At 75.8% G+C, this 12855-nt stretch carries 11 protein-coding genes; 4 read left to right on the forward strand and 7 right to left on the reverse strand.

Annotated elements, in window-relative coordinates; translation table 11 throughout:
* Window positions 1-92 precede the first annotated feature (92 nt).
* Entirely contained in the window at window positions 93-1226 is a 1134-nt protein-coding gene (locus ABT014_RS00895) for a polysaccharide deacetylase family protein (RefSeq protein ID WP_350635384.1), read from the forward strand.
* 51 nt (window positions 1227-1277) lie between these two features.
* Here the strand turns inward: ABT014_RS00895 and ABT014_RS00900 are convergent, their stop codons facing one another.
* From ABT014_RS00900 to ABT014_RS00910, 3 genes are all read right to left on the reverse strand, one after another.
* Window positions 1278-2081 carry an SGNH/GDSL hydrolase family protein gene (locus tag ABT014_RS00900; protein ID WP_350635386.1) on the reverse strand — a complete coding sequence of 268 codons (804 nt, stop codon included), beginning with the start codon at window positions 2079-2081 and terminating at the stop codon, window positions 1278-1280.
* Window positions 2082-2255: 174 nt separating this feature from the next.
* Entirely contained in the window at window positions 2256-2624 is a 369-nt protein-coding gene (locus ABT014_RS00905) for a VOC family protein (RefSeq protein WP_350635389.1), read from the reverse strand.
* 95 nt (window positions 2625-2719) lie between these two features.
* Window positions 2720-3331: a hypothetical protein gene (locus tag ABT014_RS00910; RefSeq protein WP_350635391.1), complete on the reverse strand. Its 612-nt coding sequence runs from the start codon at window positions 3329-3331 to the stop codon at window positions 2720-2722.
* A 325-nt stretch (window positions 3332-3656) separates the two neighbouring features.
* On the opposite strand from ABT014_RS00910, the gene ABT014_RS00915 reads away from it, so the two are divergent.
* Together ABT014_RS00915 and ABT014_RS00920 are read left to right on the forward strand one after the other, a co-directional pair.
* The gene (locus ABT014_RS00915; RefSeq protein ID WP_350635392.1) at window positions 3657-4826 is read left to right on the forward strand and encodes an exonuclease SbcCD subunit D; all 1170 of its coding nucleotides are present in this window, start codon (window positions 3657-3659) and stop codon (window positions 4824-4826) included.
* A complete protein-coding gene (locus ABT014_RS00920; protein WP_350635394.1) occupies window positions 4823-7858 on the forward strand; it encodes an AAA family ATPase in 3036 nt (1011 codons plus the stop codon). Before ABT014_RS00915 ends, ABT014_RS00920 begins: the two co-directional genes overlap by 4 nt.
* Window positions 7859-7900: 42 nt before the next feature.
* Here ABT014_RS00920 and ABT014_RS00925 read toward each other — a convergent pair whose 3' ends face one another.
* The 4 genes from ABT014_RS00925 to ABT014_RS00940 form a co-directional block, all read right to left on the reverse strand.
* Window positions 7901-8119, reverse strand: a complete 219-nt coding sequence (locus ABT014_RS00925; RefSeq protein ID WP_350635396.1) for a hypothetical protein — start codon at window positions 8117-8119, stop codon at window positions 7901-7903.
* 120 nt (window positions 8120-8239) lie between these two features.
* The gene (locus ABT014_RS00930) at window positions 8240-8662 is read right to left on the reverse strand and encodes a YjbQ family protein (protein WP_350635398.1); all 423 of its coding nucleotides are present in this window, start codon (window positions 8660-8662) and stop codon (window positions 8240-8242) included.
* A 140-nt stretch (window positions 8663-8802) separates the two neighbouring features.
* Window positions 8803-9069 (reverse strand): hypothetical protein, encoded by a 267-nt coding sequence (locus tag ABT014_RS00935; protein ID WP_350635400.1) that lies wholly within the window; start codon window positions 9067-9069, stop codon window positions 8803-8805.
* A gap of 188 nt (window positions 9070-9257) precedes the next feature.
* The gene (locus ABT014_RS00940; protein WP_350635402.1) at window positions 9258-10166 is read right to left on the reverse strand and encodes a hypothetical protein; all 909 of its coding nucleotides are present in this window, start codon (window positions 10164-10166) and stop codon (window positions 9258-9260) included.
* Between the two features lie 505 nt (window positions 10167-10671).
* Between ABT014_RS00940 and ABT014_RS00945 the strand changes: the two genes are divergently transcribed.
* A complete protein-coding gene (locus ABT014_RS00945; RefSeq protein WP_350635404.1) occupies window positions 10672-12855 on the forward strand; it encodes a bifunctional glycosyltransferase/CDP-glycerol:glycerophosphate glycerophosphotransferase in 2184 nt (727 codons plus the stop codon).

Consider the following 12855-nt stretch of genomic DNA (forward strand, 5'->3'; position numbering starts at 1 on the left):
CATTGTTCTGACTCGGTCCGGGTGCGGCCTGCCGACCCCCTCCCGCCCCTCCGGGAGCAACCATTCCTCCTCCCCCACACAGGAGTTGCTCCGTGTCCACGCCTCTGCGGCGCGCCGCGGCCTGCGCGGCGAGCGCCGCCCTGGCCGTCCTCGGGTCCACCGTCCCGGCCGCCGGCGCCGACCAGGCACCGCCCCCGTCCGCCCCGTCCGTCCTCCCGCTGACCACCAACCCCGGGTTCGAGATCCCCACCCTGCCGCTCGGCGACCCGGGGTCGATCCCCGGCTGGAGCTGCGGCGGCGCCGGCGAGGCGGGCCTCACCTCCGACGCGCACGGCGGGGGTTCGGCACTGGCCGTCACCCCGGCGGGCGCCGACTCCACCGGCGAGTGCTGGCAGACCGTCTCCGTACGCCCCGGATCCCACTACACGCTCTCCGCCTGGGTGCGCGGCTCCTACGTCTTCCTCGGCGCCACCGGCACCGGCCACGACGTCGCCCCCGCCTGGACCCCGGGCACCGGCGGCGGCTGGCAGCGGCTCAGCACCGACTTCACCACCGGGGCCGCCACCACCAGCGTCCGGCTGTACCTGCACGGCTGGTACGGCCAGGGGGCGTTCGCCGCGGACGACCTGGACCTGGCCGGCGCCGCGCCGACGCCGGCCGTGGCCACCTGGAACGTCCCGACCGCCGAGCGGCTGGTCTTCCTCACCGTCGACGACGGCTGGCAGCCCACCCCGGAGGCGGCCGCCCTGATCGCCGACCGCCGGCTCCCGATCACGGCGTTCCCGCTGCCGATGGCGGCCGCCGCCCAACCGGCGTACTTCCGCCGGGTCACGGCGGTGCCGGGCTCCTCGATCCAGGACCACAGCGTCTCGCACCGCGACCTGACCACCCTGTCGGCCGCCGAGCAGCAGGCGGAGATCTGCGCCGCCCGGGACGCCCAGGTGCGGCAGTTCGGCACCACGCCGACCGTCTTCCGCCCGCCGTACCTGACCTGGAACGCGGACACCCTGCAGGCCGCCGCCGACTGCGGGATCCGGTACGTGCTCACCGCCACCGCGGACTTCAGCTGGGGCCAGGCGAACGTCTACCACGGCGGCCCGCTGCAACCCGGTGACGTGGTGCTGCTGCACTTCACCGACACCCTGGCCGACGACCTCGGGCGCGCCCTGGCGGCCGCCGACGCGGCCGGGCTGCGGCCGGCCGGACTGGTGGACCACCTGCGCTGAGCACGGGCGTGCGGGGGCGGCCGGACGGTCGCCCCCGCACGGCCCCGCGGGTCAGACCCCGGCGGTGAAGGCGGGCAGGTAGCCGCCGGACTGGCCGGCCGCCTTGGGGTGGTAGCTCTCGTCCACCGGCAGGGTGGTGCTGTTCAGCCAGACCGTCCCGCTGGCGCAGATCTCGTGACCGGTGAACAGGCTTCTGACGTCCTCGTAGGTGAAGCCGGCGTTGGCGGCGCGCTTGGCGATCACCTCGTCGAGGGTGTCGGCCGCGCCGTTGATGGCGGCCCGCTTGGTGTCGCCGATCCCGAAGATGCAGCTGCCGCCGATCTTGTAGAGGTGCGGGTAGCCGAGCACCACCACGTGCGCGTTGGGCGCCTTGCTGTGGATCGCCGTGTACACCTGGTCGAGCTTGCCGGGCAGCGTGGTGGTGGCGTAGCTCTTGGCCGCCGCGACCGCGCTCAGGCAGGCGCTCTCGCTGTTCAGCACGCAGGTCTGCATGGTGTCCGCGAAGCCGGCGTCGTTGCCGCCGATGGTGATGCTGACCAGCGTGGTGGCGGAGTCCAGCACCGAGAGCTGGCTGTTCAGCACGTCGCCGGTGCGGGCGCCGGAACAGGCCACGAAGGAGAAGGCGGACGGCGCGTGGGCGTTCTTCCAGAGGTACGGGTATGCGTTGGTGCTCCGCTTGCAGCTGCCGCTGTCGCTCAGGTAGCTGCCGGCACCGACCCCGGACGAGTAGGAGTCGCCGAGCGCGGCGTACCGGCCCGTCGCCGCACCGGCGTCGGTGGCGGCCACCAGGGTTGCGAGCGAGAGCAGCACCGCCGCCAGGGCTGCGGGCAGGGCGCGGCTACGGACATGGCGCATGAGCACCTCCGGGAGAGTGATGTGGGTCACATTCTGGATACCAGCCAGTAGCCCACCCGGATAGTGGTCATGCCAAAGTTGCCGCGCGGCGGAGGATGAATTTTCCCCGGGAACACCTGGGAGTAAGGAAGTTGACGGCCCACCGCCCTGACGGCGGGTCCGCCCGGGGCGGTATCAGCCCAGCACCAGCTCCAGCTCGAAGCCCTGGGCGTCGATCAGGTGCACCGCTTCGCCGGTGTCCACCCTGGTCACCCAGCCGGCCGCCAGCGCGGCCGCCACCGCCGCCCGCGAACCGTGCAGCGCCAGGTGGTTGAGCCCGGCGCGCATCCGCTCATGGCCGCCGGGGAGCAGCGCCGGCGACTGCTCCAGCACCAGGTACGCCGACCCGAGCCGCCAGCTGCGCCCGTGCTCCCAGTGCTGGAACGGCTCGCAGCCGAGCGCCAGCAGCACCGGGCCCCACTGCGCCTCGGCCGCCGCCAGGTCGTCCACCCAGAGTTCGACGTGGTGGAACAGGCCGCGGTGGCCGGCGGGGGGCGTGGTCACGGCAGCTGGCTCCAGCCTGGGCGGCGATCGGGGTCGGGTGGCGGTCAGGTCGGGAGCCGGTCAGCGGTCCGGGTGGCGGTCAGGTCGGGAGCCGGTCAGCCCGGTGCTCCGGGGTGGAAACGGCAGCCGGCCCGCGGCAGTTCCTCGATCGCCTCGTTCGCCACCGCCGGCACCCCCAGCCGGGCGACCGCGCAGGCCACCGCCGCCCGCGCCTGCCGCACCCCCGGGGCGCCCCAGCCGAGCAGCTCGACCGCCAGGCCCGGCGCCACCAGAAGGCGGCGGTAGTGCCGACCCGAGGCCGGGTCGGGCGCCGTCGGGCCGACCGCCTGCAGCGCCGCCGCCATCCGCACCCGGGCGCACTCGTGGCCGCCGTTGGCCGAGCCGACCCGGTCGTAGAGGTAGCCCAGGTAGTACGGCAGCCCGATCTCCGCCTGCGCCTCCTCGGCCGACTCGCGGGCCAGCGCCGCCCGCGGGTCGCCGCGGTCCTCCGCCTCCAGCGAGCCGCCCGGCAGGCTGACGATGCCGTCCTTCGGGTTGACCAGGGTGAGCACCCGGCCGTCCGGGGCGAACAGCCACCCCCAGGACTGCTTCACCGGCAGCCCCGCCGGCACCGCCTCGCCCGGCCGCCATGGCCAGCCCGCGCTGGGCCGGCGCCGTACCCGTCCGAGCAGGTCGGAGATCTCCGCGCTGTACTCGATGCGGCCCAATGCGGTCTCCCTTCGGCTCGGGTCGCCGGCCCGGCGGCCTGCGTCGGCGGGCCCGTGACCGGCACCGGGCCACGGAGCGGGCTCGGTGGGGCCGCCGCGCACTCCGTCTGTTGATCTTCCCCGAACAGACGGGCGATGAACAGTCCTGACCGCCGCCCGGGGAACGCGCCCGGTGCCGCCCTGCCCTCCCGGGCCCGGCCCGTCGCCGGACCGGGCGGGGCTGTCGGTGGTTCCTGTGATACTCGATGCTGGTCGGCCGGGCCCTGCCGACCGCGGGTGAGACGGAGGGAGCCGACGTGGCGAGCAAGCGGGTGGAGGCACCGGCGTGAGGCTGCTGCACACCTCCGACTGGCACCTCGGGCGCTCCTTCCACCGCGAGAGCCTGCACGAGGCGCAGCGGGCCTTCCTCGACCACCTGGTCGAGGTGGTCCGCACCGAGCGGGTCGACGCGGTGCTGGTCGCCGGCGACGTCTACGACCGCGCGCTGCCCGGCCTGGACGCGGTGGCGCTCTTCGACGACGTGCTGTTCCGGCTGGCCGCGCTCGGCGTGCCGACGGTCTTCATCAGCGGCAACCACGACTCGGCCCGCCGGCTCGGCGTCGGCTCCCGGCTGATCGACCGGGCCGGCATCCACCTGCGCACCGACCCGGACGGCTGCGCCGTCCCGGTGCTGCTCGCCGACGACCACGGCCCGGTCGCGGTGTACGGGCTGCCGTACCTGGAGCCCGCGCTGGTGCGGGAGCGGTTCGGCCTCGACCGCGGCGGCCACGACCGGGTGCTGGGGGCGGCGATGGACGCCGTCCGGGCCGACCTGGCCACCCGTCCGGCCGGGACCAGGGCGGTGGTGCTGGCGCACGCCTTCGTCACCGGCGGCGAGCCCAGCGACAGCGAGCGGGACATCACCGTCGGCGGGGTGGCGAGCGTGCCGGCGGCGGTCTTCGACGGGGCGCACTACGTCGCGCTCGGCCACCTGCACGGTTGCCAGACCCTCGCCCCCCACCTGCGCTACAGCGGCTCGCCGCTGGCGTACTCCTTCTCCGAGGAGCACCACCGCAAGTCGATGTGGCTGGTCGACCTGGCGGCGGACGGCACGGTGGCCGCCGAGCGGATCGACTGCCCGGTGCCCCGCCCGCTGGCCCGGCTCCGCGGTCGCCTCGCCGAGCTGCTGGCCGAGCCCGGCCTCGCCCGGCACGAGGAGTCCTGGGTGCAGGCCACGCTCACCGACCCGGTCCGCCCGGCCAACCCGATGGAGGAGCTGCGCCGGCGCTTCCCGCACACCCTCCAGCTGCTCTTCGAGCCGGAGGGCGGCGACGGGGACGGCGCGGCCTCGTACGCGGCGCGGGTCAGCGGGCGCAGCGACCTGGAGGTGGTCGAGGGGTTCGTCCGGCACGTCCGGCACGGCCGGCCGGTCGACCCGGTCGAGCACGCCTGGCTGATCGAGGGGCTGGAGACCGTCCGGCGGGCCACCGAGCGCGCCCAGGAGGAGGCCCGATGAGGCTGCACCGGCTGACCGTCACGGCCTTCGGCCCGTTCGCCGGCACCGAGCAGGTGGACTTCGACCGGCTCGCCGACACCGGCCTGTTCCTGCTCCGCGGGGCGACCGGGGCCGGCAAGAGCAGCGTGCTGGACGCGGTCTGCTTCGCGCTGTACGGCGAGGTGCCGGGCGCCCGCAAGGGCAATCCGCTGCGCAGCGACCACGCCGCCGCCGACCGGCTGACCGAGGTCCGACTCGAACTGACCCTCGGCGGGCGCCGGCTGGAGGTGACCCGCAGCCCCGAGCAGCGCCGCCCCAAGCGCCGGGGCACCGGCTGGACGGTGGAGAAGGCGAGCACCCTGCTGCGCGAGGCGGTCGCCGACCCGGGCGGCGGCCCGCCGGTCTGGCGGGCGCTGAGCAAGTCCCACCAGGAGGCCGGCGAGGAGATCCGGCAGCTGGTCGGGATGAGCCGGGACCAGTTCTGCCAGGTGGTGCTGCTGCCGCAGGGCGACTTCGCACGGTTCCTGCGGGCGGACACCCGGCAGCGGGCCGAGCTGCTCGGCCGGCTCTTCGACACCCGCCGCTTCGAGCTGCTGGAGCGCTGGCTGGCCGAGCAGCGCCAGCAGCAGGAGGCCGCGGTGCGCGGCGGCCGCCAGCAGCTGCGCGACCTGGCCGCCCGGGCCGAGGAAGCAGCCGGCCCGCTGGCCGAGCCCGCCACGCACTGGCTGCCCGCCGAGGACGGCCCGGCGGCCGGCTCCGCGGAGCTCACCGGCGCGGTGCTCGGCTGGGCGGCGATCCTGCGGGTCGGCGCCGCCGAGCAGCTCGCGGTGGCGCGCAGCGCGCTGGCCGGCGCGGAGCAGGCGCACGGCGCGGCGCAGCACCGGCGCCAGCACGCCGCCGGGCTGGCGGACCGCCAGCGCCGGCACCGGGAGGCCGCGCTCGGTGCGGCCGCGCTGGCCGAGCAGGCCGCGGGGCTGGCGGGCGAGCACGAGCGGCTGGCCGCCGCGCAGGCCGCGGTCGGCGTCGAATCGCTGCTGCGGCTGCGGGAGAGCGCGGCCACGGCCGGCCACGCCGCCGCTGCGCAGGAGCACGACCGGCGGGCCGCCCTCGCCGGTGACCCCGCGCTCCGGCGGGCCCCGGCCGCCGAGCTGGCCGAGACCGAGCACCGGCTGCGCGCCGAGCTGGGCCGGCTCGAGGCGGCCCGGGCGGACGAGCAGCGGCAGCAGCGGCTGGCCGGGGAGCGTGCGGAGCTGGCGCGCGAGCAGGCCCGGGCCGAGGAGCTGGCCGAGGAGGCGCAGGACTGGCTGGTCGACTACGCCGGCCGGCACAAGGCGCTCCAGGAGGAGCAGGCCGCCGCCCGGGCGGCCGAGGCCCGGGTCGAGCAGCTGGACCTGCGCCGCGCCCAGCTGGCCGACCGGCTCGCCGCGGCCGGGCGCCGGGACGGCCTGCGGGCCGAACTCGCCGGGGCCGAAAGCATGGTGCTCGACCTGCGCGGGCGGGCCCAGGACGCCCGCGCCCGGACCTTGGACCTCCAGGAGCGGCGGCTCACCGGGATGGCCGCCGAGCTGGCCGAGCAGCTGCGGACGGGCGAGGCCTGCCGGGTGTGCGGCTCGGCCGAGCATCCGGCCCCGGCCCGCCCGGCCGGCACGCCGGTGACGGCGGCGGACGAGCGGGGGGCCCGGGAGGCCCAGCAGCGGGCCGAGGCCGAGCAGGGCGCCGCCGAGACGGCGCTGACCGCGCTGCGGGTGGCCGAGGCCGCGGCCGCCGGTTCGGCGGGCGGCCGGGACGCCGGCGAGCTGGCCGCCGAGCTGGCCGAGGTCGAACGGGGCCGGGCGGTCGCGCTGCGGGCCGCCGACGGCCTGGGCCAGATCGGCCAGCGGATCGACCAGCTGACCCAGGAGCAGCAGACCCGCCAGCAGCGGCTGCGGGAGGCCGGGGAGCGGACGGCCGCGCTGGCCGCCGGATTGCGGGCGCTGACCGCCGAGAGCGAGCAGCTGGCCGCCCGGATCGCCGCCGCCCGGGGCGACGCGCCGTCGGTCGCCGCCCGGGCCGCCGCGCTCGGGGCGCGGGCCGAGGCGGTGGCGGCCGCGCTGGCCGCCGCGCACGGCGCCGCCGCGGCGGCGGACCGGCTGGCCGAGGCCGAGCGGGAGGTGCACGCGGCGGCGCTGGCGGCCGGGTTCGACGGCGCGCGGGCGGCGCAGGCCGCGGTGCTGCCGCCCGCCGTCCGCGGTGCGCTGCGCGACCGGTTGGAGCGGCTCCGCTCCGAGTTGGCCGCCGCCGAGTCGCGGCTCGCGGACCCGGAGCTGATCGCGGCCGCCGCCGAGCCGCCGGCCGACCAGGAGCTGGCGCAGCAGGCGCTCGGCCGGGCGACCGAACGGCTGCGCCGGGCCGCCGCCGAGGAGAGCGCCGCCCGGGAGCGCTGCCAGGCGCTGGCCCGGCTGGGCGCCCGGCTCGCCGAGCTGGCCGCCGGCCTGGCGCCGGCGCTGGAGCGGTACGGCCGGATCAGCCGGCTGGCCGGTCTGGTGGCGGGCGCCCCGGCGGACAACGCGCTGCGGATGCGGCTGGAGTCGTACGTCCTGGCGGCCAGGCTGGAGCAGGTGGCCGCGGCGGCCAGCGACCGGCTGGTGAAGATGTCCGGCGGCCGGTACACGCTGGTGCACAGTGACGGTCTGGTCTCCGGGAACAAGCGCTCGGGCCTGTCGCTGAGGGTGGTGGACGCCTGGACGGGGAGCGAGCGGGACACCGCGACGCTCTCCGGCGGCGAGAGCTTCTTCGCCTCGCTGGCGCTGGCACTGGGCCTGGCCGACGTGGTCACGGACGAGGCGGGCGGCATGCCGCTGGACACCCTCTTCATCGACGAGGGCTTCGGCAGCCTGGACGAGCACACCCTGGAGGAGGTGATGGACGTGCTGGACGGTCTGCGCGAGCGCGATCGCGCGGTCGGGATCGTCAGCCACGTCGCCGACCTGCGCAGCCGGATCCCGTCGCAGCTGCTGGTGCGCAAGCAGCGGCACGGTTCGACGCTGCGGCTGGCCGGGCGGGAGGACTCCTGAGCCGGTGACCGGCAGGCGGTCCCGTTTTCGGGCGGGCCCTGGTCAGCCGGCGCAGGCGATCCGCTGGGCCTGCTGCCAGGTGCAGACCGGGCAGAGCGTGCTGCCCGGCTGCCCGGCCGGGTACTCGGTGGGCTCGCCGCACAGCACGCAGTCGGCGCGCGGCCCGGTGAGCGCCGGGTCCGGCGTCAGGCCGCGCACCGGGTCGCCGTCGGGGGCGAGTTCGCAGCCGGGGCCGCCGGCCGATCCGTCCTGATCCGTCATGTCGCCTTCCTACCTCCGCCGGCCGCCCGCCCGCAAGCGGCCCGGAGCGCCGGTACCGGGATCCCGCGCCGGCGGCCGGGGTGCGGTCGGCAGCGGGGTGCGGTCAGCGGCGGGGTGCGGTCAGCCGAGGAAGGAGAGCCGCACCGAGCGGCGCGGGTTGTCCACGTTGGTGTCGACCAGCACCACCGACTGCCAGATGCCCAGGGCGAGCTGCCCGTCGATCACCGGCAGGGTGGCGTGCGGGGCGACCAGGCCGGGCAGGACGTGGTCCCGGCCGTGGCCGGGGCTGCCGTGCCGGTGCTGCCACCGGTCGTCGGAGGGCAGCAGGTCGCGGAGGGTGGCCAGCAGGTCGCGGTCGCTGCCGGCACCGGTCTCGATCACCGCGATCCCGGCGGTGGCGTGCGGGACGAAGACGTTCAGCAGGCCGCTGCGGCCGGCCGCCGCGCCGGCGAGGAAGGAGCTGCAGCGCTCGGTGATGTCGACGGCGGCCTCGGCGGAGCCGGTGGTGATCTCGAAGACGATGGAGTGGAAGTGGTCCGTCATGCTGCCATCCTGACGGCTCGCCGCGGTGGTGGATCACCAGGGCCCCGGCGTGGCGGCCACCGGGCGGCCGGGATCCGGACATGGCTGTGAGAGGCATGGCCGTCGATCCGCGGCCATACCTCTCGCCGTGCGGCCGGGGGCTAGCCCCGGCTGCCGAACAGGCTGCGCCGCAGCCGGCGCAGCGGCGTCAGCAGCGACACCCGGGCGGCCCGTCGCGGCGTGGCAGGGGCACCGACGCCGCGCGGCGTCAGCTCCCTTATCAGGCCGAGGGCCTCGGCGGTGTCCACCGCCGGGAGCGCGGGTGCGCCCAGCACGGCGAGGTGCCGCTCGATCCGGCGGCCGGTCGTACCGACTCCGCACTGGATCGCCGGCACTCGTGCCCGTGTCCGTGCTTGCATGTGTTCCATCGATTCCCACCCCTACGAGGCGCCAGGGCCGTGAGGCGAAGACTATCCGTGTGAGACGGAGTCTGCGCAACCGTCCTGGTGTTCTGCCACCGTATCGTGCGACCGGAACTGACACATCACCAGGTGCGGGTGGCCTGGGTCACGAGTAGGCATCGAACGGGACGAATCGCGCGCCGGCCGCGCCCGGGTCAGGCGGGCCGCGCCGGGCACACCCCCATGCCCTCCTGCAGCTGCACCTCGGGGCCGGCCGGCGGCGCCGGCTGATCGAAGACCACCGAGGCGCCGGCGCCGGACAGGCCGAGCCCGGTGAACGCGGCCAGCACCAGGACCACCAGCCAGGGGCCGGGGCCCTCCCAGTCGATCCGCCCGCCGTACCGGAGCAGGCCGGTGAGGCCGAGCAGGCCGGAGACCACCAGCGCCGCCATCCCGTGCCGGACCCGGCGCAGCTCCGCCTCCCGCCACCCGAGCAGCAGGGCGACCCCGAAGGCGACGCACCAGGCCCCGAGCGCCCGGACGTCGAGCGGGCGGACGGTCCACGGCCAGTGCCGGGCGGCCTGGTCCGGGAGGGCGTAGAGCAGCACGCCGGTGGCGGTGACGGTGAGGCCGCTGGAGACGATCGGGGCCGCCACCCACCAGGGCAGACGGGGCGCCCGGGGCGGCTTCGCGCCGCCGACGCGCGCCTGTGCGCCGAGTGCGATCAGGCCGAGCGGGAGCGCGGCCAGGTGCACGCCGAGCCAGATCCAGGCGGCGGCGAGGGCGAGCGGCGTGCCGTGGGTCAGGTGCAGGGTGCGGTGGCCGAGCAGGCTGGCGCCGAGCATCAGCAGCATGAACAGGGAACTCGCCGCGCAGGTCACCCGGACCTGCTCCCAGCGGCGGGCCCGCAGGGCGAGCGCCAGCATCACCCCGGAGCCGCCGTAGCCGGCGCCGAGCAGGGTGGCGGTGACCGGGGACATCCGCCAGGCGAAGAGGTTTCCGGTCGCCTCGGCGCCGAAGGTGAGGAGCAGGAAGACCGCGCCGGCGGCCACCGCGAGCGGGCCGAGCAGCAGCAGTCGCAGGGCGGCGCCCACCGGCCTGGCGGGGAGTGGCGGCCGGCCCATGGGTGCTCCTTTATGAGACTCTGCGTCAATATAGAACCCGGGGGCAAGCTGCGGCAATGCTTGGGACATCATTCAGAAACTGAACACATCAGAGGGATTGACTGGGCCGAAACCTCCAAGCAATATCTCTACCAGGGCCGGAACGCCGGGAAGCTCCCGCGAGACTCCAGCCCGATGTGTTCGACATATGAATGATCTTCCGACACTGCAGTGAGTCACTGCTTGGCCGTCTCGACGCTGCGACGGTCCGACTCCCCCGCGGTGGACGGGACCGGCGGTCGACCGTTGAGGGTCGGTCCGACCGCCACACCGGACTGCCGGTGCCGCCGCTCGCACGGCGCGGCACCGGCGGTCGCGTTTTCGGGCGCAGCAGCTGCCCGGCGGGTGCCCTCACCCCTTCCCCGACTCACCGGTCGATCATTCGCGCGAGCGGGCTCGCTACAGTGGGCGGCACCGGCGCACCCGCCGACCAACCGCCCAGTAGCCCGTCGCGGAGATCCCAAGCGTGAGCCCCCTCCTCAGCATCGTCCTGCCGGTCCACGGGGTGGAGCGGTACCTGCCGCAGTGTCTCGAGTCCCTGGTGGCCGCGAGTGCCGCCCCGGGCGAGGTCGAGCTGATCGCCGTCGACGACCTCTCCCCCGACGGCTGCGGGGCGATCCTGGACGCCCACGCGGCCCAGGACGAGCGCCTGCGGGTGCTGCACCTGACCGAGAACCAGGGCCTCGGCGGCGCGCGCACCGCCGGCCTCGCCGAGGCGACCGGCCGCTACGTCTGGTTCGTCGACAGCGACGACTGGCTGCCGCCGGGCACCCTGGACGCCGTCCTCGCCGAGCTGCGCACCGAGCGGGACGCCGAGCACCCCGCCGACGTGCTGCTCACCGACTTCCTGCACGTCTACCAGGACGGCGGCACCGAGCCGAACCCCTGGCGGCACCTGCTCACCGGCTCCCCGCTCGTCGAGGGCTGCACGCTGGCCGAGCACCCCGCCCTGCTGACCGCCGTGATGGCGGTCTGGAACAAGGTCTTCCGCCGGGACTACCTGCTCGACCTGGACGTCGCGTTCGGCCGCGGCTACTACGAGGACATCTCGGTCACCTACCCGGCCCTGCTGGCCGCCGGACGGCTGCGCTACCTGGACCGCCCCTGCTACGCCTACCGCCGCGGCCGCCCCGGCGCGATCACCAACACCGCCTCGCCCAAGCACGCCGACGCCTTCGCCCAGTACGACGCGATCTTCGCCTTCCTGGACCGGCACCCGGAGGTCGGCCCGGCGCTGCGCACGCTGGTCTTCGAACGCACCGTCAAGCAGGCCGTCACCGTGTACGACACCCCGGGGCTGGTCCCGGTCGGGATGCGGGCCGAGTTCTTCCAGCGGATCACCGGCCACTTCCGGCGCCACCGGCCGGCGGGCTACCGCTTCCCCGGCGGCGTCCGCGGCCTGCAGTACCGGCTGGTCGCCCGCGGCGCCCGGCGCTCGTACGCGGAGCTGCGGCGCACCGGGCAGCTGCCGCGCACGGTGCGGCGCAGCACCCGGGCGGTCGCCCCCGCCGTCCGCAAGGCGGTCCGCGGCAGCGCGCGCTTCACGGCGTACAACACCTTCCGGCGGCTGCCGCTGGACGAGAACCTGGCCGTGTACGCCGCGTACTGGCACCGCGGCTACGCCTGCAACCCGGCCGCGATCTACCGCAAGGCGCGCGAACTGGCGCCGCAGATCCGCGGGGTGTGGGTGGTCGAGGACCGCGCCCGGGCCGCCACACTGCCGCCCGACGTGCCCTACGTGCTGCTCAACAGCCCGGCGTACCTGCGCGCGATGGCCACCGCCAAGTACTTCGTCAACAACGTCAACTTCCCGCACACCATGGTCAAGCGGCCCGGCAGCGTGCACCTGCAGACCCAGCACGGCACGCCGCTCAAGACGATGGGCATGGACCTGAAGGAGTTCCCGGTCGCGGCCGACGGGATGGACTTCGAACGGCTGCTGGAGGCGGTGTCGCGCTGGGACTACCTGGTCTCCTCCAACCCGCACACCAGCGAGCAGTTCGCCCGGGCCTTCCCCGGCGGCTACGAGATGCTCGACACCGGCTACCCGCGCAACGACCGCCTGGCGCTGGCCACCCCGGAGGAGTGCGCGGCGCTGCGCGAGGGCCTGGGCATCGAGCCCGGCAGCACCGCCGTGCTGTACGCCCCCACCCATCGCGAGGCCCAGGGCGGCTACGTCCCGCTGGCCGACCTGCGGGAGCTGGCGCAGCGGCTCGGGCCCGGCTTCACGCTGCTGGTGCGCACCCACTACTTCCACGACGGCGGGGTGGGCGACCTGACGGCCGGTCCGCAGGACGCCCGGGTGCTGGACGTGTCCGACCACCCGATGGTGGAGGACCTCTTCCTGGCCTCCGACGTGCTGGTGACCGACTACTCCTCGATGATGTTCGACTACGCGGTGCTGGACCGGCCGATCGCGCTGTTCACCCCGGACTGGGACGAGTACCGGCGGGTGCGCGGCGTCTACTTCGACCTGATGGCCGAGCCGCCCGGCGCCGTCGCCACCGACCAGGACCAGCTGGCCGAGGCACTGCTGGCGGGCGACCCGGAGCCGGCCGCCCGGGCGGCCTTCCGCAAGCGGTTCTGCCCGTGGGACGACGGCGGGGCGGCGGAGCGGGTGGTCCGCCGGGTCTTCCCGGTCCGGGGCTAG

Source organism: Kitasatospora sp. NPDC094015 (assembly GCF_040304075.1).
Lineage (GTDB): Bacteria > Actinomycetota > Actinomycetes > Streptomycetales > Streptomycetaceae > Kitasatospora.

Bases quoted from the DNA above. Each gene is read 5' to 3' on its own strand.
- ABT014_RS00900 (WP_350635386.1), bottom strand. From the start codon at position 2,081: ATGCGCCATGTCCGTAGCCGCGCCCTGCCCGCAGCCCTGGCGGCGGTG.
- ABT014_RS00920 (WP_350635394.1), top strand. From the start codon at position 4,823: ATGAGGCTGCACCGGCTGACCGTCACGGCCTTCGGCCCGTTCGCCGGC.
- ABT014_RS00925 (WP_350635396.1), bottom strand. From the start codon at position 8,119: ATGACGGATCAGGACGGATCGGCCGGCGGCCCCGGCTGCGAACTCGCC.
- ABT014_RS00930 (WP_350635398.1), bottom strand. From the start codon at position 8,662: ATGACGGACCACTTCCACTCCATCGTCTTCGAGATCACCACCGGCTCC.
- ABT014_RS00935 (WP_350635400.1), bottom strand. From the start codon at position 9,069: ATGGAACACATGCAAGCACGGACACGGGCACGAGTGCCGGCGATCCAG.
- ABT014_RS00940 (WP_350635402.1), bottom strand. From the start codon at position 10,166: ATGGGCCGGCCGCCACTCCCCGCCAGGCCGGTGGGCGCCGCCCTGCGA.